The following is an 18,425-nucleotide window of genomic DNA, read 5'->3' as shown; positions in this document are numbered from 1 at the left end:
GCCTTGCGGTCCTGGCGGACGGTCGGCGCGGTTCGGGACATGGGGAGGTACCTCCCCATGTCCCGAACCGCGCCGACCGTCCGCCAGGACCGCAAGGCCCCGCCCCGGCAGGACGAGGAGGAACGACTGAGGGAACTCGGCTACCAGCCCGTCCTCGCCCGCCGGATGGGCGGCTTCGGCAACTTCGCCATCAGCTTCTCGGTCATATCCGTCCTGTCCGGCTGCATGACCCTGTACGGCTTCGGCCTGGGCACCGGCGGTCCGGCCGTGATGATGTGGGGCTGGGTCGGCGTCGGCCTCTTCGTCCTGTGCGTGGGTCTCGCCCTGGCCGAGGTGACCAGCGCCTACCCCACCTCGGGAGCGCTCTACTACATGGCCGACCGGCTCGGCGGACGCCGCTGGGGCTGGTACACGGGCTGGCTCAACCTGCTCGGCCTGCTCGGCGCCATCGCCGGCATCGACTACGGCGCCGCCCTGTTCACCGGCGCCTTCCTCAACCTCCAGTTCGGCTTCGTGCCCACCGCGGGGTCGACCTTCCTGATCTTCCTCTGCATCCTGCTGCTGCACGCCGTGCTCAACCTCTTCGGCGTCCGCCTCGTCAGCGTGCTCAACTCCGTCAGCGTCTGGTGGCACCTGGCCGGCGTGGCCGTGATCGTCGGCGCCCTGGCGTTCGTCCCCGACCACCACCAGTCGCCCTCGTTCGTCTTCACCGAGTTCGTCAACGACACCGGCTGGGCCAACCCGTTCTACGTGGCCGCGGTCGGCCTGCTGCTCGCCCAGTACACGTTCTCCGGGTACGACGCCTCCGCGCACCTCTCGGAGGAGACGTCCAACGCCTCCGTCTCCGCCGCCAAGGGCATCGTCCGGGCCATCTGGGTCTCCTGGATCGCCGGGTTCGCGCTGCTCGCGGGCCTCACGTTCGCCATCCAGGACTACGCGGCCGTCCAGGGCAGCGCCACCGGCGTCCCGCCCGCCCAGATCTTCCTCGACGCCCTGGGTTCCGGCGGCGCCACCGCCCTGCTCCTCGTCGTCATCGTCGCGCAGCTCTTCTGCGGCAACGCCGAGGTCGCCGCCGCGAGCCGGATGGTCTTCGCCTTCAGCCGCGACAACGCCCTCCCCGGCTCCGCCCTGTGGCGCAAGGTCAGCAGCCGTACCCAGACCCCGGTCCCGGCCGTCTGGCTCTCGGTCGTCGTCGCGGGCGTCCTGGCGATCCCCTCCCTCTACTCCGCCACCGCCTACGGGGCCGTGACCGCCATCAACGTCATCGGCATCACCCCGGCCTACGCCATCCCGATCTACCTGCGCCTGCGCGCCGGCAACCGCTTCCAGCCCGGCCCGTGGAGCCTGGGCCGCTGGAGCAAGCCGATCGGCTGGACCGCCGTCGTCTGGGTGGCCGTGGTCACCGTCCTGTTCTGCCTGCCCCAGAAGTCGCCGGTCACCATCGACTCGATGAACTACGCGGTGATCGCCCTGGCGGTGGTCCTGGTCCTGGCCAGCGCCTGGTGGTACGCCGCCCGCCGCTCGTACGGAACCCCGTCGGCGTACGGCAACGCCCGCGAACAGGCCGAGATCGCCGAGGGCATCGTCTGACCCCTCCCCCGCGTGCTGCTCCCGGAAATGACCGAGGGGCCGTTTCGGACTCACCGAAACGGCCCCCGATCCGCGGCTGCGAAGCCGCGGTCATCCCTTCAGCCGGCGCAGGCGTTCCGCCCACCGGTGCCAGAGGACGGACCCCGGGTGTTCGGCCGTCAACCGGGCTATCTCCTCGGCCGCGCCCGCCACACCGCTCTCCTCGGCCCAGCGGTACCAGTCGACGGCGTTCCCGTACGCGCCGCGCTGTTCGTGGGCCCGAGCGCCCTCCAGCATGGCGGCGGTGTCGCCGGCCTTGCCGGCTTCCAGCAGCCAGGACAGGGCCGCCTGGACGTGCTCGGCGCTGCCCGCCTTCAGTTGGGCCCGGGCGATCTGCCGCATGGCCCGGACGTTGCCTGCCTCTGCGGCCCGCTGCCGCCATGCGAACGAGTTGGCGGTGTCCAGCCCCACCAGGGCGAGCATGGCTTCGACGTCGCCGCCCTCGGCGAGGTCGCGGTAACGCTGTAGCGCCTGCCTGAGGTGCTGTTTGCGGTCGACGGCGCGGTTGGTCGCGTCGCGCAGTACGAGGTGCAGCCGGGCGATGTCCTTCTTGGCGGTACCGTCACCGAGTTGTTCCGCCCGAAGAAGGCACTGCAGAGCCTCCCACGGCCGGTCGCCCCGCTCGTGCCGCACCGCGGCGGCCCGCAGCGAGGCCTGGTCCGGCTGCGCCCCCTCGTTCGGCGCGGCGGTCTTCGGGGGCGTCCGTCCCGCGGCGCTCTTCGAGGCGGCCTCGGCTGCGACTTTCACAGGCGCGGTCTTGGCTGCAGCCTGCTTCTGCACGGGCTCGGCCGCAGCCTTCTTCGGCGCGGGCTTCGGCGTGGTGGAAGCGGCCGGCCTGGTGCCGGCCAGCGCCGCACGGAGGCGTTCCGCTTCGAGGGTGGCCTTGGGGTGCCCCTTCTCGGCGGCGCGCTGGTACCACTTCAGCGCTTCCGGGGCCCGTGCCGTCTGCTCCAGGATCTCCGCCGCGTCGATCATGGCCGCCCGGTGGCCCTTGGCTGCGGCCACGCGGAAGTGGGCCAGCGCGTCCGGAAGGTTGCCCTGCTGCTTCAGCGCACGCCCCACGCAGTGCATCGCGTCGGTGTTGCCCGCGGCCGCGGCCCGGCGGTACCAGTCGAGGGACTCGGACTGCTCCTTGGGATCCGAGGCCAGCAACTGGGCGGATATCACCATGGCGTGGACATGGCCGGCCTTGGCGGCTTTCCGGTACCAGGTGAGGGCTTCCTGCCGGCGCTTCGCCCGCAGGTGCCACCCTGCCAGTTCCAGCATCGACTGCACCAGGCCGTCGCGGGCGGCTGCCTCATGGTCGCGCATCAGCGTCGCCTCCGCGTCCTCCGCGTCCTTGGCCTCCTTCGCCTCCCTCGCCTCCTTCGCAGCGGACGCATCGGACGCATCGGACGCCTTGGAGCCCTTGGAGGCCTTGGACACCTTGGAGGCCTCGGCGCGGGCCAGCGCGGCGCGGACGCGGGCCACCGCCTCCGGGGCCTTCTCGTGCTTCCTCCCCGCGGCCCTCTCGTACCACGCGAGGGCCTCCACCAGCCCTCCGGGCTCCTGCTCCAGCAGGCCGCCCAGCCGCATCGCCGAGTGGAGGTCCCCGCCCTCGGCCGCCCTCCGGTAGAGGGGTGCGGCCTGGTCCCGCTGTTCTGGGAAGTGCTGCTCGATCAGCTGCGCCGCCTCTCTGGCGCCGGTCGGGTTGCCGGCCTCGGCCGCTCGCCGGAGCCAGGACAGCGCCTGCCGCCAGTCGCGGACCGAGCGGCAGGCGGAGGCCACCTGGCGCATGGCCTCTGAGCTCCCGGCCTCGGCGGCGGCCCGGTACCGGGCGCCGGGCTCACCCGCGTACGCCTTGCCGGCCGCGCCCTTCCGGGCGGGTGCCATCGGCGGATTCACCGGTGCCGGCGCCGCCTTCGGAGCGGCCGGTGGGGAGACCTGCCGCGCGGCCGGCCCGGCGCCGGTCGGGGGCTGGGTGGTCGCCTCGTGGAACGACAGCCCGGGCGGTGCGGACGGGAAATCGCGCTCGCGGACCGGCCGGACGGCCGGCGGATCGGGCGCGCCGGCCACAGGGCGTCCGGGGCCGGGGAGGTCCGGCGGTCCCTGCTCGGGGCGCCGGTGGCGCATCGGTTCCGCAAGGTCCACGGCGAGGTCCGACAGTCCGGCGAGCGCGCTCCGCAGCCCGGGCGGCAGCCACTCCTGCTCCTTCGGGGACACGCTCGGCGGCAGCAGTCGGGCGAGCTCCGCCGGCGTCGGCCGGTCCTGCGGCCTCGGTTCCAGGCAGGACTGGACGGTCTTGTCCACGCCGGACGGCAACCCGTCCAGCCGGCGGCGCCCGTGCAGGATGTTCGCCTGGATCTGGGCCGCGGAGCCGGGCCCGAAGGGGTGCCGGTTCAGCGCCGCGTACGCCAGCACCACGCCGAGGGCGAAGACGTCGCTCGCCGGTCCCACCCGCTCGTCCCGGAGTTGTTCGGGCGAGGAGAAGGTGGCAGTGCGCGGGGCGGCCCCGGAGCCGGTCAGCGTGGCGCCGCCGGCCGGGGAGAGGTTCCGGGCGATCCCGAAGTCGATGACGTACGGTCCGTCTCCGGCCAGCAGGACGTTCGCGAGCTTGAGGTCACGGTGCACCAGGTCCGCGGCGTGGATGCTCCGCAGGGCGGCGGCCAGACCTGTCGCCAGGACCCGCCACGTCCGCTGGGGCAGCGGGGCCCCGCAGTGGTCGAGCGCGTCCGCCAGGTCGACCCCGCGGATGTAGCGGGCGGCGAGCCAGGGTTCGGCGGCATGCGTGTCGGCGTCCACCACCTGGGCGGTGTACGTGCTGTCGACCGCGCGGGCCGCTTCGACCTCGCGGGCGAACCGGCGGCGGAAGCGCTCCGGGTTCCCCGCCAGGTGCTCGGGCCTGATCGTCTTGAGCGCCACCCCGCGGCCGAACTCGCTGCGGGCGAAGTAGACGTTCCCCCAGCCGCCGCGGCCCAGCAGGGCGAACAGCCGGTACGGACCGATCGTCTCGGGATCGTCCTCCCGCAATGGCTCCAACTCGACTCCCCCACGATCCACCGGCCGTTACAGCACCCCGCCGGGCGCGCACGGGATCGACCCGCCGGTCCCGTAGGCCGTTCGAACACTCCTACCGCCCTGCCGGCCCCGCTGCCACGCCACCCGTGGCGGTGCGACGTCCGCGCGTCGCCGGCCGGCTCCCGTTCCGAGCTCAGTCCGTGCTGGTCAGCTCGTCGCCGGCCCGCGCGCGCCTGGGCGGCTTCGCCCGTACGCCATCGCCGCGTTCCCCGGGCCACCGCTGGCCACTGCGCCGGAGGACGACCCCGGGGACGAGCTCGATCTCGTCGTCGGGGCCGAATCCCCGGAACAGCCGCTCCTTCGGCACGCCCTCGGAGCGCCCGTCGAGATGCGGAAGGGGCTGCCACGGCGTGGGCTCACGCCCGGGCCGCAGGGTGCGGATCCGGCTGCGCGCGGTGCTGGCGTCCAGGACCCTGAGGGTGCCCCGACGCGAGACGATCACCAGATGGTGCCGACTGATCCTGGCCCGGCGGCCGTCCGAGAGGTGGCGCTCCTCGATCGAGGCGAGGTGACCGCGCCCGAGGACGAACTCCCGGCTGTCGTCCTCGGTGAGGTTCTCCCAGGCCTGGCAGACGCCGTCGACCATGATCTTGAGCTGTAGCCGGGGGCGGCGTGGTCCGAGGTCGGTCAGCAGCACCCGGTGGAACCGGCAGACCACCTTGCCGGCCCGGATCGCCGGGCTGGGGTTGCAGGGCGTTCGCGGGCAGCGCCAGGAGCGTTCGAGCACCTCCGAGCGCGGGCGGCCCCGGAAGTCCAGCAGGTTCCGCGCCTTGAGGTCGTCGCGCTCACCCTCCTGGGAGATCACCCGGTCCGCGAACACGCGCATGTCCCGCAGGAGCAGCCGGACCGAGCCGTCGGCACGGCGCTGCGGCTCGAGGAAGTGCTCGCGGTCGCCCTGGATCCACGGGTGCTCTCCCCGGTGCCCACGGAAGTAGTCGCGGCTGATGACCTGGGTGCCGAGCACCTTCGCATGGTCGAGCAGGTCCGGGTCCGCCTTGGCGATCGCGGCGATCAGGCCGCGGTCCAGCCATTCGCGCAGCAGCGCGAGCTCGGCGGGGTCGGGGAAGTCGGGCGCGGACCGAGGGCCCAGCAGATTGTCGTCGGCGATCGCGTGGACGGTCACTTCCTGGTCCCCGGTCCACTCCCGCAGCGCCGCGAGGACCAGTTGCAGTCGTTCGAGCGAGCGCGGAGCGCTGCCGCCGAGCTCCCTGTCGCGGACCACGTTCGAGAGGTCGATCAGATAGTCGGCCTGGGCGGCCTCTCCCCGTAACTGACGTTCCATACGGCGGAACGCCGCCAGATCGCTCGCCACGCCTCTCCCACTCACTCGCCGGTCCCCTACGGTGACAGGAGGAGAGGCTATCGGCATCCGGGGCCGCGCACTCCGCCGTCCGCGCGATTTGGCGTTCTCCAGGGCTCGTTCGGGAACATCCCCCCGGTATCCGCGACCACGCGGTCAGGCCGGCAGGTCACGGCAATGCGAGCTCTTCCCCGATGCAGATCACCGTGATGCTGAGGCACCGAGGATGTGGCGGACGATGGACGCGGCTTCCTTCCGGTTGTGGTCCAGCCAGTCCGTGAGGTGTTCGCGGACGACCTCGGACGTAGGCGTCCGCTTCGGGGTTGCGGAGCCTGGTCCGGGTGGAGCCCTCGAAGACGGGATGGGCGAGTCTTACGGAAACGACCGCGGTCAGCCCCTCGTGGACGGCTGCGGCCGTGATGTCCCCGTCGTCCGCAGAGAGGTACCCCTCCCGGCGCGCGTAGTCGTTGACGAGGTCCGTCAGCGCGGTACGGAAGCCCTCTTCGTGGGCGCCGCCCTCGCGGGTGCGGCACCCACCGAGCATGGGCGCCGGCGTGCATGGTCGTGTCGCGATTGCATGGATCGGTCAACCGCACGCAAGCCGGGAGCGGGGGCCGGCGATCCCTCGAACGTCGGTGGCGTTCCGTGCACCTCGTTCGCTGCCCGTCACGGCCGATGCCGCCGTCTGACGCGCACTGACCGCGCTGGTCCCCCACGAGTCCCCAAAAACGATCAAGGGGCCGTTCTGGATTGCTCCAGAACGGCCCCTTGAACTGCGACTCTTTCGAGTCGGGACGACAGGATTTGAACCTGCGACCCCTTGACCCCCAGTCAAGTGCGCTACCAAGCTGCGCCACGTCCCGATGTGCCCTCGACCTGCGGGTTTCCCCGTGCTCGGCGGCACATGCAGAACATTACCGCACGCCGAGGGGTGTCCATGCACCGGTGATCGGCGAGGGGGGAGGATGGGACGGTGAACGCACGGGATCGAGATGGTGGGGGGCGGGCGCGGAGTGCGCGGCCCAGGGATGGGCTCGGGCGGCCGCTGCCCTACGGGGCGGCCGGGGTCGAGCGGCAGCCCGAGGGGGTGGTGCGCTCGCCCGCGGAGACCGTGCGGGAGGCGCAGCGGCTGCTGGACGCCGGGATGCCGTTCCACGCGCACGAGGTGTTCGAGGACGCCTGGAAGTCGGGGCCCGAGGGCGCCGCCCCGCTCTGGCGGGGACTGGCGCAGCTCGCGGTCGGGCTGACGCACGCCGCGCGCGGCAACGCGGTCGGCGGGGCGCGGCTGCTGCGGCGCGGGGCGGCCGGGATCGAGGGGGTGGACGGAGGGCCGTACGGGATCGACGTGCCGGGGCTGGTGCGGTGGGCCCGGGAGCTGGCCGGCCGGGTGGAGGCCGGCGGCCCGGCGGTCGATCCCGTACGGGAGGCTCCGCGGCTAGCCGGCGGCGGGCTGGAGTAGGTCCCAGCGGTTCCCGTACAGGTCCTCGAAGACGGCGACGGAGCCGTACGCCTCGTGGCGCGGCTCCTCCAGGAAGCGGACGCCCTCCGCGGTCATCCGGGTGTGGTCGCGCGTGAAGTCGTCGGTGTGGAGGAAGAAGCCGACGCGGCCGCCGGTCTGGTCGCCGACCCGGGAGCGCTGGGCGTCGTCCTTGGCGCGGGCCAGCAGCAGGGCGGTCCCGGTGGCGCCGGGCGGGCGGACCACGACCCAGCGGGAGCCGTCCGGGCGCACGGTGTCCTCGGCGAGGTCGAAGCCGAGCGCGCGGGTGTAGAAGTCGATGGCCTCGTCGTAGTCGTTGACGACCAGGGCGGTGAGGGCGATGTGGGAGGGCATGACCCTATTGTGCGTCGAGGAGGACGACCTCCAGGGTGCGGGGGCCGTGGACGCCCTCCACCCGGTCCAGTTCGATGTCGCTGGTCGCCGAGGGGCCGGAGATCCAGGTCAGCGGGCGGGTGGGGTCGAGGCGCGCGAGGGCCTGCGGTACGGAGTCGACCAGCTGGTCGGGGAGGCGGACCACGCAGACGTGGTGGTCGGGGATCAGGGTGATGCGGCGCCTGCCCTGGTCCGGGCCGCCGTCCAGGACGATCGTGCCGGTCTCGGCGACGGCCAGGGCGCAGCCGGTGACCACGCTGTCGACGGCGTCCAGTTCGTGTGGGGTGGACTCGGCGCGGTCCTGGACGAGGGCCGCGTCGGCGGCCGCGAGCCAGTGCGCGGGCAGGGCGGGCGGGACGAGGACCGTCCGGGCGCCGCGCGCGGCGAGGAGCCGGGCGAGGAGCTCCGGGAGGCCGGCCCCGTCGGTGCGGTGGACCTTCGCGCGGTACTCGGACAGGTGGGCGGCCAGCAGGTCGGCGCTCTCGGCGGGGGTGCGGTCGCCGTGCACGAGGAGGTAGTCGCGGGGGATGTCCGCGACGGGTGCCGCCTCCGGACCCGGCCCGGGTCCGGGCTGCGGCAGCGCCCGGCGGATGCGGGACAGGATGCGGTCCTTGCTGGTCACTGCGGGTTCCCCCGTTCTCGGGTCCACCAGTCGCGGAAGGATTCGGGGGGTACGGCGGGCAGCTCGCGGGTGTCGGTCCAGGCCCGGCCGGGGCCGGGCAGCCGGCGCGGCGCGAGCCGGCGGGCCCGGGCCAGCAGCCGCTCCCCCGCGCGCAGGGCCCCCGGACGGTCCAGGAGCAGCCGGGCGGCGCGCATGGCGGCCCGTTCGGCGGTGTGGCCGTGGGCGGGGCGGATCCGTACGCGCACGCCGTCCCGCGTCACCGGGCCGCCCTGGGCCACCCGTTCGCGCAGGTGGACGAGGACCTCGGGGATGTCGATGGCGACCGGGCAGACCTCGTAGCAGGCCCCGCACAGGGTGGAGGCGTAGGGCAGGGAGGCGTCGATCTCGCTGGCGGTGCCCCGGAGTTGGGGGCTGAGGATGGCTCCGATGGGGCCCGGGTAGACGGAGCCGTAGGCGTGCCCGCCGGCGCGCTCGTAGACCGGGCAGACGTTGAGGCAGGCGGAGCAGCGGATGCAGCGCAGGGCCTGCCGGCCGGTCTCGTCGGCGAGGGTGTCGGTGCGGCCGTTGTCGAGGAGGACGAGGTGGAAGGCGGAGGGCCCGTCGCCGTCCGCCCCTCTCGAAGGGCCCAGTCCGGTCCACATCGTCGTGTACGGGTTCATCCGCTCGGCCGTCGAGGAGCGCGGCAGGGTCTGGAGGAAGATCTCCAGGTCGCGGAAGGTCGGGACGACCTTCTCGACGCCCACGACCGAGATCAGGGTCTCGGGCAGGGTGAGGCACATGCGCCCGTTGCCCTCGGACTCGAAGACGACCATGGTGCCCGTCTCGGCGACCATGAAGTTGGCGCCGGACACGGCGACCTTGGCGCGCAGGAACTTCTCGCGCAGGTGCAGGCGTGCGGCCTCGGCGAGTTCCCGCGGGTCGTCGCCGAGCGGTTCGGGCGCCGGACGGCCCCAATTCCCCATCTCAGTGCGGAAGATGTCCCGGATCTCGGCCCGGTTGCGGTGGATGGCCGGGACCAGGATGTGGGAGGGACGGTCATGGCCGAGCTGCACGATGAGCTCGGCGAGGTCGGTCTCGTACGCGGCGATCCCGGCGGCCTCCAAGGCCTCGTTGAGCCCGATCTCCTGGGTGGCCATCGACTTGACCTTGACGACCTCCCGCTCGCCGGTGGCCCGGACGAGGTCGGTGACGATCCGGTTGGCCTCGTCCGCGTCTGCGGCCCAGTGGACGGTGCCGCCGGCGGCCGTCACTGCCTCCTCCAACTGCAGCAGGTAGTGGTCGAGATGGCGCAGCGTGTGGTCCTTGACGGCCTTGCCCGCGGCGCGCAGCCGGTCCCAGTCCGCCAGTTCGGCGACGGCCCGCGCCCGCTTGTCGCGGATGGTGTGCGTGGCGTGCCGGAGGTTGGCGCGCAGCACCCCGTCCCGTACGGCCTCACGGGCCGCCCCGGGAAAGGCGGGGAAGGCGGGCATGCCCAGGTGGACGCCGGTCACGACAGCGGTTCCTCCTCGGTGGCGGCCAGGATCTCCGCGAGGTGCACGGCCCGCAGCGGGGCGTCCGCGCGGCGGAGCAGGCCGTCGAGGTGGGCCAGGCAGGAGTTGTCCGCCCCGCACAGCACCTGCGCGCCGGTGGCCGCGGCAGCCGTGATCTTGTCGGTGCCCATCGCGGTGGACACGTCCGGGTTCTTGACGGCGAAGGTGCCGCCGAATCCGCAGCACTCCTCGGCGCCCGGCAGCTCGACCAGCTCCAGGCCCTTGACGGCGGCCAGCAGCCGCCGCGGCCGGTCCCCGAGCCCGAGGCCGCGCAAACCATGACAGGACGGGTGGTAGGTGACGCGGTGCGGGAAGTACGCGCCCACGTCGGTCACCCCGAGCACGTCGACGAGGAACTCGGTCAGCTCGTACACGCGCGGCGCCAGGGAGCGCGCCGCCTCCGCCAGCGCGGTGCCGCGTCCCTCGGCGGCCGCCTTCCGGCCGATGCGCGGGTAGTGCTCGCGGATCATCGCGGCGCAGGACCCGGAGGGGGTGACCACGTACGCGTAGCCGGCGAAGGCCTCCGCGGTACGCCGGACGAGTGGTTCCGTCTCGTGCCGGTAGCCGGTGTTGTACTGCGGCTGCCCGCAGCAGCTCTGGGCCGCCGGGAAGTCCACCTCGACGCCGAGCCGCTCCAGCAGGCGCACGACGGCGATGCCGGTCCGCGGGTACAGCGCGTCGTTGACGCAGGTGATGAACAGGGCGACGCGCATGACGGGCAGAATAGCCGGGTGAAGAAGTTCTCAGTGATCGGCATAGGCGCGGGCGACCCGGACCATCTGACCCTCCAGGCGGTCAGGGCGATCGGCGCGGCGGACGCATTCCTCATCCTGGAGAAGGGCGAGGAGAAGGCGGATCTGACCGGGCTGCGGCGCGCGATGCTCGACGCGCACGCCCGGCCCGGCCACCGGCTGGTGGAGGGCCGCGACCCGGACCGGGACCGGACCCCCGCCGACTACGCGCCGACGGTGGACGGCTGGCGCAGCGCGCGGGCCGAGCTCTTCGAGCGGTTCATCGCGGAGGACCTCGCCGACGGCGAGACCGGGGCGTTCCTGGTGTGGGGCGACCCCTCCCTGTACGACTCCACGCTCGCGATCCTCGACGAGGTGCTGGAGGCCGGCCGGGTGGCCTTCGAGCACGAGGTCGTGCCGGGCATCAGCAGCATCTCCGCGCTGCTGGCGCGGCACCGGACCAATCTGAACCGGGTCGGGCGCCCCGTCCAGATCACCACGGGGCGCCGGCTCGCCGAGGGCTGGCCGGACGACGTGGACGACGTGGTCGTGATGCTCGACGCGCGGCACGCCTTCACCGCCCACCTGGACCAGGACCTCTACATCTACTGGGGGGCCTACGTGGGCACACCGGACGAGATCCTGGTCTCGGGGAAGCTGGCGGAGGTCGCGGGGCGGATCGAGGAGCTGCGCACCGAGGCCCGCGCCCGCAAGGGCTGGATCATGGACACGTACCTGCTCAGGCGCGGCTGACGGCCCGGGCGAGGTACTCGGGCAGGGCGGCGGCGAGCCGGGCGTACTCCCGGGGCCGGTTGTAGATCTGCCCGCACACGCGGATGCCGCCGCCGCCCGGCCAGGGCCAGACCAGCACCCGGACGCGCAGCCGCGCCGCGAGCTCCTCGCGCAGGGCGCGGGCGCCGTCCGGGGTCCCGGCGACTCCGGGCGGCAGCCGCAGGGCGCGCATGGCGAGGCCGTCGGTGTGCGGGAGGGGCGTGAGCCCGGGGATCCCGGCGAGCAGTGCCGCGCCGTGGGCGGCGAGGGCGCTGTTGTGGGCCCGGACCTTGGCCGCGTCGAGGCGTTCGATGAGGTCCAGTCCGTCGGGGGCGGCGAGCCAGCCGGTGTAGTCGGCGGTGGCGCGGTTCTCGACGGACCGCGGGAAGCCGTGCCGGTCCTCCCAGGACGGTACGAGCGCGCGGATCCGGTGGCGGTGCTGCGGGGCGACGGCGAGGATCGCGCTGCCGGAGGGGGCGTAGCCCCACTTGTGGAGGTTGCCGAACCAGAAGTCGGCGCCGCCGGCGAGGGGGTCGGCGAGCATGCCCGGGGCGTGGGCGCCGTCGACGACGCTGATGACGCCGCGTTCCCGCAGGTCGGCGAGGAGCCGGGGCGAGGCGATGATCCGGGCGGTGGGCGAGCTGACGTGGTCGAGCACAGCCACCCGGGTACGGGGCGTCAGCGCGGCCAGCACGGTCTCGCGTACGGCGTCCTCGTCGGGCAGGTGGGGATCCAGGGCGACGGTGGTGACCGGGGCGCGGCGGGCGGCGGCCGCGACGACGGTGCCGTAGCCGTGGTCGGTCACCAGGATCTCGTCGCCGTCCGCGAGCGGGACGGCGTCGAGGGCGAGGTTGGCGCCCTCGGTGGCGTTGGAGATGAACGCGAGCCCGTCGGGGTCGGCGCCGAGGTGCGCGGCGATCCGCGCGCGGGCCGCGGCGAGGCGGTCCGGGACGGCGATGAAGAAGGCGTCGGGATCGGCGTGCGCCTCCGCGCGGAGCGCGGCCTGGGCCTCCTGGACGGGGACGGGGACGGCTCCGAAGGAGCCGTGGTTCAGGTGGGCGACGCGGGGGTCCAGGCGGAACAGCTCGGGCCCCCCGGGGAACCCTGCGGGGTGCCCTGCGGGCAGCTCGGCGGGCGGCTCGGCGGCGTGCCCTGCGGGCGGCTCGGCGGGCGGCTCGGCAGGGAAATCATCGGGGGCATCGGCATCGGCGGGGCGTGTCGGCTCGGGCATGCGACCTCCGGGTGTGCGGCGCGGCTGTCGCCCGGATCATCTCCCGGCGCCCGCCGAAGCCGGAAGACCGCCACCGACGGGCGCTGCCGCGCAGGCAGCTGGGGCTCCGCCCCGGACCCCGCGCCTCAAACGCCGGCGGGGCTGTGTGTCAGCCCCGCCGGCGTTTGAGGCGCTGGGGGTTCCTCCGGACGAAGTCCGGGGGTTCGGGGCCGGGGCCCCGGGCCCGGCTACGGTTCGCGGCCGCTCGTTGCCGCGTAGTACTGGAGGTCCTGTACCTCCACCGCGTGGTCCACCCGGTACGGCAGGTCGACCTTCGCCGCCGCCTTGCCGTCCCGGACGATCTGCGCCGAGCTGGTGCCCGTCTTCAGCGGCAGCAGCTGCGAGTGGATCCCCGCCGGGGCCTCGTGGCTGCCCTTGGCGGATCCGACGGTCGTACGGACGACGGCGGGCGCGGAGAGGAAGCTGAGCACCTCCACCGTGTCCCGGGGCGGCGCGCTCCCCTTTCGCAGCGACATCACCAGCGACTGGTCGCCCGTCGGGTCGGCGCTCGCGAACTGGGTGCGCGCGGTGAGGTACAGGGTGTCCCGGACGATCTTCGGCCAGCTGCCCGTCTTGAACCGGGTGAGGTAGTACGAGCTCAGATCCAGGTAGGCGTGCCCGTTGTGCAGGGAGGGTGCGAACTGGCTGCCCTCCGAGTAGTCGTTCCAGGTGGTGAGCTGCACCCAGTCGGCACCGTCCTCGATGGCGTGCGTCCAGGTGGAGCGCAAAGTCGCGGTGTTGCCCGCCTCGTCGTAGATGCCCTGGTTGGGGCGGGCGTCCTGGACCGACACGGGCTGCATCCAGATCTTGCCCATGCCGTGGGCCCGCTGGACGTCGCGCGTGGAGCTCTCCTGGCCGACGTAGCTGCGGCTGCCCCACTCGGAGAACCCGTGGCTGATCGGGGCGAACTCCCCGCTGTGGGCGCCGAAGTCGAGGAAGAGCGGCACGAAGGCGGTGCGGATGCCGTGTTCGGACTTGAGGGCGCCGAGCACCTCGGTCCACCAGGCCACGCCCTTCGCCTCCGCCTTGAACGGCGAGACGACGAGGCGGCCGTCGGGCAGCCGGTGCGCGGCGGGGGCGTCGGCGAGCGTGGCGATCGCCTTCGCGAGCTCGCGTGGGTCGTCGGTCTTCAGCGAGGTCATGTCCGGCATGAGCATGATCTTGAACGCCGGGTCCACCGAACGGGACGCGGCCATCAGGAGGTTGGAGCGGTCCCAGTTCTTGCCGGAGAGGGAGAGCAGGTCGAGGGTGAAGCCGTCGATGCCCGCCGCGCGGGCCGTGCGCACCTCCTGCTGGAGGTTGGCGTATTCCCAGTCGCCGCTCTTCGGCGCCACGGGCAGCGGCCGGTCGCGCAGCAGGCCGCCGTACCTGCCGTGCTTCCCGCTCTCGCCGTCCGGGTCGAGGTAGTTGCGGGTGTAGTAGTCGTTCGCCGCGCTCGCGTTGTCGAGGGAGAGCGGGTACGGGGTGAAGTAGTGGGCGAACACCAGCTTCTTGCCCGCTTCGCCGGAACGCAGGGCGGCCGGCTGCGGCATGTCGAAGGGCAGGGCGCCGGAGGGGCGCTCGGCCCCGGTGTCCACGGCGTCCTCGGGGTTGCCCTTGGCGGCCGCGCCCTTGGTGGGGGCCGGGGTCCCGGCCGGTGGCGGGGTGGCCGGGCCGGTGGCGCCGGCCGTGGCGCCGCCGTCGGGGCCGGTGGCCTGCGAAAGGTCGGCGGCCGGGGCCGAACCGCTGCGCACGGAGGCCCCGTCGTAGGGGTCCCAGGCGATGCCGGTGGCCGCGCAGACACCGACCAGGAGGAAGGCGGACAGCAGCAGGGCGAGCAGCGGTCTTCGGCCCCGGAAGGCCGGCCGACGGCGGTGCGACACGGGCCGGGGCACGCCGGGCACGCCGGGCACGCCGGCCGCGCCGGACGCTCGCGTCGGGCGCCGCCTCCCGCGGCCCCTCCCGTTCCCCGTCCCGTGCTCCGTTCGACGGTCCGCTGTCATCCTGGTCCCTCCCGCGCATATGCCCCGAGCGGGGGCTGCACAGCAGTAGAGCCCATTACCGGCGTGCGGACAACCGTTCCCAGATGCCCGGGCCCGGGCACGTACGTCACCCGCACCACCGGAACTACGCCGCCGCGCCAACGCACGCGCCACGGTCGGCGGTCGGCGGTCGGCGGGACGGGTTCAGTCGGAGCGGGCGGCGGCGATGTCGGCGTTCTCCAGGATCCCGATGGCGTCGGGTACCAGGATCGCCACCGAGTAGTAGGAGCTGACCAGGTAGGACATGACCGACTTCTGGTCGATGCCCATGCAGCGGACGTTGAGCCCCGGTTCGATCTGCTCGGGGATCGCGGCCGGGCGCAGGCCGATGACCCCTCCGTTGTCCTCCCCGGTGCGCAGGGCCAGGATCGAGCTGGTGTGCCCGCCCACGACCGGGATCTTGCCGCAGGGCAGCAGCGGGACACCGCGCCAGGCGGGGATCTGCTTGCCGTGCACGTCCACGGTGTCGAGGGTCAGGCCGCGCTTGTTGCACTCGCGGAGGAAGGCGGCGACGGCCTTGGGGTGCGCGAGGAAGAAGGCGGTTCCCCGGCGCATGCTGAGCAGGTCGTCCATGTCGTCGGGGGTGGGCGGGCCGGACCAGGTGCTGATGCGCTGCCCGTAGTCGGCGTTGTGCAGGAGGCCGAACTCCCGGTTGTTGAGCAGTTCGGACTCCTCGCGCTCGCGCATCGCCTCGACGGTCAGCCGCAACTGCTGCTCGAACTGGTTCATCGGGTCGTTGTAGAGGTCGGCGACCCGGGTGTGGATCTGCAGGACGGTCTGGGCGAGGCTCAGCTCGTACTCGCGCGGGCTCAGTTCGTAGTCGGCGAAGGTGGCGGGCAGCCGGGCCTCGCCCGCGTGGCCGGAGGCGAGTTCGATGTCGGCCTCGCCCCGCCGGTTGACGGGCCGCCGGCCGTTCTCGACGTACTGCTCCAGGTGGGTCCGCAGGCTCTCCGAGCGGGCCAGCACCTCTTGGAAGGCGCTCCACCGCAGCACCATGACGGTGCCCGCGGTGGCGGCCCGGACGGTGTACCCCCAGCGCGGTTCGGCCTGGCCGAGGGCGTCGTCGCCGAGCTGGTCCCCGTCGGCGACCACGCCGAGCAGTTCGCTGCCGCCGTACTTGCCCGACGCCCGCTTCTCGACGCGGCCGTGGGCGATGATGAACACCTCGGCGACGGGGGCGCCCGCCTCGACGAGGACGTCCCCGGCGCGCAGGTCGCGCTTGACGAAGCGCAGGGCCAGCTCCTCCAGGACGGCGGCTTCGGCGTAGCCCTTGAGGACGGGCAGTTCGGTGAGGGTGGGGGCGAGGATGCGCACGTCGTCCGCACCGGCCTGGACGAAGGAGACCCGGCCGCGCCCGACGGCATGGGTCAGCCGGCGGTTGACCCGGTAGGTGCCGGCGCCCAGGTCCACCCAGGGCAGCATGCGCAGCAGCCAGCGCGAGCTGATGCCCTGCATCTGGGGTACGGACTTGGTCGTCGTCGCGAGATTGCGGGCCGCGGCGGTGCTCAGGCTCAGCTGCCGGTCGTCTGCGGGGTCCAGGAGTGGCTGCGCCTCTGCGGTCATGCGGGGTTCCTCCCTGCGTCGGTCCACGCGGAGCGTGCTGCACGCTCACCGTGGGGCGCGGGGCGCCGGGCGCGGTAGCCCGCTCCGGCCCGGGGGCTGTTGAAAATCCCCGGCGGTTGAAGGCATGCACGCATGTGCGAACTCCGGGGCGTGCGTACACCCGTGCAGGCTTTCAACGCCGCCGGATCTTCAACGGACGGACGGGGCGCCGGACCTACCGGGCCGGGGTCCGCCACCGCTCCATGGGTGGGTGTGCCGACCCGCAGGAGGAGTCATGCCAGGAGCCATGCCAGGAGGAGCCGTGACAGCAGGTGCCGTGCACCGCGTCCCCGCCCGCGCCCCGGGCCGCCCCGGCGCCGCGGCCGCGGGTCCGGCGGAGGTCCTGGGCCGGCTGCTCGGCGGCCGGAGCGGCCTGGGGGCCGCTCCCCCGCGCGCCGATCCCGGGCGCGCCGGTCCGGACCACGCCGGTACGGACAGCCGTGCGGGTACGCGTACCGGCGCGGCGATCGTCATCCCCCCGCTGTACTGCCCCGACGCCGTACGGGACGACCCGGCGCTGGCCGACACGGTGAACGAGGAACTCGTCCGGTGGGCCGCCGGCATCGGGATCTACGCCGGTCGCCTGGACATGCTGCGCTCGTGCCACTTCGGCCGGCTGATGATGCTCGCGCACCCCGACTGCGACGACGCCGACCGGCTGCTGGCGGCTGCCCGGTGCGGGCTCTCCGAATGGGCCGTCGACGACCACTGGGCCGACGCCGGGGAGGACGCCGACCCGCGGCTGATCGGCCTGCGCCTGGCGTTCGCGCACGCCGTGGTCGACCCGGTGCGGCTGCCGCCCCGCTACGAGCGGCGGTTCGAGGAGCAGGTGGAAGCCGAACCCGTGCTGCGCGCCTTCCGCTCCGCGCTGGAGCACCTCGCCGATTTCGCCTCCCCCACCCAGGTGACCCGCCTGCGCTACCAGCTGGCGGTGATGTTCGTCGGGTACAACCACGAGGCCGAGTGGCGGATGTCCGCCCGCCGGCCGCCGGTCTGGGAGTACCTGCTGCACCGGTACGAGAACGGCTTCTTCCCCTGCATGGGCCTCACCGATCCGGTCGGCGGCTACGAGGTCCCCGCGCACGAGTTCGCGGACGCCCGGGTGCGGCGCACGTACATGTACGCGGGGGTCGCCAGCTGCCTGCTCAACGACCTGTACTCGATGGCGCGGGAGGAACCCGGCGACACCGGCCTCCCCCGCCTGATCGCGGCCGAGGAGCAGTGCTCGCTCCAGGAGGCCGTGAACCTGACGGCCGAGGTCCACGACGAGATCATGCACACCGTCGAGGCGGAGTCGGCCGCCCTGGCCGCCCTCGGCTCGCCGGCGCTGGGCCGCTTCCTGGAGGGGATCTGGAACTGGATGGGCGGGGCGAAGGAGTGGCACGCCACGAGCCCCCGCTACCACGGCACCGCGTAGGAGCCGAGCGCTGCGGGCCGCTCTCTCAGATCTTTCCCGAGACCACCCGGATCCGGTGGCCCAGTTCCCGTCCGAAGGCCTCGGTGAAGCGCGGGTGCAGGGGCGGCCAGTCGTCGAACTCGAAGCCGATGTGGCCGAAGGCGAAGTAGTCGTCGGTCCAGTTCCACTCCGGAAGCGGAGCGCTGTGGGCGCAGACCGGGCAGTCGAGATCGGCCGCACCCGTCGTGTGCCAGGCGTCGAGGGCCTCGCCGGGCCAGTCGGGGGCGGCACTCCGGCAATGGGGGCAGAGCGCGGAAGGGGTGTCTCCCCGGCCGCCGTAGAAGACCGTACGGCCCACGACGACGCGCACCTCGTCACCGGGCTCCTCCTCCAGCCCCTCGATGCGGGCACGCCAGTCCCAGGAGACCAGGTCGACGGCCTCCCGCCAGCGTGGACCGGCCAGGTACACCACCTCGCCCCGCCACGGCACCGGGCGGACGAACCCCTCCGACTCCAGCCACCCCCTGCCGCGCTCGCCCCCCGCGGCCGCCTCCTCCGCCGAGGCGTCCAGGTCCACCACGGTCTGCCGGTAGGTCCCCACGGGCCCTCCCCCCTCACTCGGTGCGG

15 protein-coding genes and 1 tRNA gene are annotated in these 18,425 nt (G+C 73.5%); 4 read left to right on the top strand and 12 right to left on the bottom strand.

What is annotated here, in order from left to right; translation table 11 throughout:
• Window positions 1–57 precede the first annotated feature (57 nt).
• Window positions 58–1,590 (top strand): amino acid permease, encoded by a 1,533-nt coding sequence (locus PV721_RS10210; RefSeq protein ID WP_319722552.1) that lies wholly within the window; start codon window positions 58–60, stop codon window positions 1,588–1,590.
• Window positions 1,591–1,680: 90 nt separating this feature from the next.
• On the opposite strand, the gene PV721_RS10205 is transcribed toward PV721_RS10210, so the two are convergent.
• From PV721_RS10205 to PV721_RS10190, 4 genes are all read right to left on the bottom strand, one after another.
• Window positions 1,681–4,647: a serine/threonine-protein kinase gene (locus PV721_RS10205; RefSeq protein ID WP_319722551.1), complete on the bottom strand. Its 2,967-nt coding sequence runs from the start codon at window positions 4,645–4,647 to the stop codon at window positions 1,681–1,683.
• 172 nt (window positions 4,648–4,819) lie between these two features.
• Window positions 4,820–5,968 carry an FHA domain-containing protein gene (locus PV721_RS10200; RefSeq protein WP_319722550.1) on the bottom strand — a complete coding sequence of 383 codons (1,149 nt, stop codon included), beginning with the start codon at window positions 5,966–5,968 and terminating at the stop codon, window positions 4,820–4,822.
• A 187-nt stretch (window positions 5,969–6,155) separates the two neighbouring features.
• On the bottom strand, window positions 6,156–6,530 hold the full coding sequence (locus PV721_RS10195; protein WP_319722549.1) for a hypothetical protein: 375 nt from the start codon (window positions 6,528–6,530) through the stop codon (window positions 6,156–6,158).
• A 245-nt stretch (window positions 6,531–6,775) separates the two neighbouring features.
• Window positions 6,776–6,849, bottom strand: a tRNA-Pro gene (locus PV721_RS10190).
• A 110-nt stretch (window positions 6,850–6,959) separates the two neighbouring features.
• On the opposite strand from PV721_RS10190, the gene PV721_RS10185 reads away from it, so the two are divergent.
• Window positions 6,960–7,445 (top strand): DUF309 domain-containing protein, encoded by a 486-nt coding sequence (locus PV721_RS10185; RefSeq protein ID WP_319722548.1) that lies wholly within the window; start codon window positions 6,960–6,962, stop codon window positions 7,443–7,445.
• On the opposite strand, the gene PV721_RS10180 is transcribed toward PV721_RS10185, so the two are convergent.
• Genes PV721_RS10180 through PV721_RS10165 form a run of 4 tightly spaced genes read right to left on the bottom strand, consistent with a single transcriptional unit; the run spans window position 7,422 to window position 10,720 of the window.
• A complete protein-coding gene (locus PV721_RS10180) occupies window positions 7,422–7,817 on the bottom strand; it encodes a VOC family protein (protein WP_319722547.1) in 396 nt (131 codons plus the stop codon). The two genes, PV721_RS10185 and PV721_RS10180, sit on opposite strands and share 24 nt — an antisense overlap.
• Window positions 7,818–7,821: 4 nt before the next feature.
• Window positions 7,822–8,478: a LutC/YkgG family protein gene (locus PV721_RS10175; RefSeq protein WP_319722546.1), complete on the bottom strand. Its 657-nt coding sequence runs from the start codon at window positions 8,476–8,478 to the stop codon at window positions 7,822–7,824.
• Entirely contained in the window at window positions 8,475–9,947 is a 1,473-nt protein-coding gene (locus tag PV721_RS10170) for a lactate utilization protein B (RefSeq protein ID WP_416371070.1), read from the bottom strand. Before PV721_RS10170 ends, PV721_RS10175 begins: the two co-directional genes overlap by 4 nt.
• Before the next feature lie 17 nt (window positions 9,948–9,964).
• On the bottom strand, window positions 9,965–10,720 hold the full coding sequence (locus tag PV721_RS10165; RefSeq protein ID WP_319722544.1) for a (Fe-S)-binding protein: 756 nt from the start codon (window positions 10,718–10,720) through the stop codon (window positions 9,965–9,967).
• Window positions 10,721–10,738: 18 nt separating this feature from the next.
• Here PV721_RS10165 and cobF point away from each other — a divergent pair, with 18 nt between their 5' ends.
• Entirely contained in the window at window positions 10,739–11,491 is a 753-nt protein-coding gene (gene cobF / locus PV721_RS10160; protein ID WP_319722543.1) for a precorrin-6A synthase (deacetylating), read from the top strand.
• Here the strand turns inward: cobF and PV721_RS10155 are convergent.
• The 3 genes from PV721_RS10155 to PV721_RS10145 form a co-directional block, all read right to left on the bottom strand.
• Entirely contained in the window at window positions 11,478–12,740 is a 1,263-nt protein-coding gene (locus PV721_RS10155; RefSeq protein ID WP_319722542.1) for an aminotransferase class V-fold PLP-dependent enzyme, read from the bottom strand. The genes cobF and PV721_RS10155 overlap by 14 nt on opposite strands.
• Before the next feature lie 227 nt (window positions 12,741–12,967).
• Window positions 12,968–14,641 (bottom strand): glycoside hydrolase family 71 protein, encoded by a 1,674-nt coding sequence (locus PV721_RS10150; protein WP_319722541.1) that lies wholly within the window; start codon window positions 14,639–14,641, stop codon window positions 12,968–12,970.
• Between the two features lie 303 nt (window positions 14,642–14,944).
• Entirely contained in the window at window positions 14,945–16,363 is a 1,419-nt protein-coding gene (locus PV721_RS10145) for a family 2B encapsulin nanocompartment shell protein (protein ID WP_319722540.1), read from the bottom strand.
• Window positions 16,364–16,664: 301 nt separating this feature from the next.
• Here PV721_RS10145 and PV721_RS10140 point away from each other — a divergent pair, with 301 nt between their 5' ends.
• Window positions 16,665–17,819, top strand: coding sequence for a family 2 encapsulin nanocompartment cargo protein terpene cyclase (locus PV721_RS10140; RefSeq protein ID WP_319722539.1), 1,155 nt, complete (start codon window positions 16,665–16,667; stop codon window positions 17,817–17,819).
• A 25-nt stretch (window positions 17,820–17,844) separates the two neighbouring features.
• Here the strand turns inward: PV721_RS10140 and PV721_RS10135 are convergent, their stop codons facing one another.
• Complete coding sequence (locus tag PV721_RS10135) at window positions 17,845–18,399, bottom strand: hypothetical protein (RefSeq protein WP_319722538.1); 555 nt, start codon at window positions 18,397–18,399, stop codon at window positions 17,845–17,847.
• Between the last annotated feature and the right edge of the window lie 26 nt (window positions 18,400–18,425).

Origin of the sequence: Streptomyces sp. MB09-01, assembly GCF_033794505.1 — a bacterium.
In the GTDB taxonomy this organism is placed as follows: domain Bacteria; phylum Actinomycetota; class Actinomycetes; order Streptomycetales; family Streptomycetaceae; genus Streptomyces.
The sequence above is the reverse complement of the archived record's forward strand: the minus strand, read 5'-3'. Positions and strand labels throughout refer to the sequence as shown.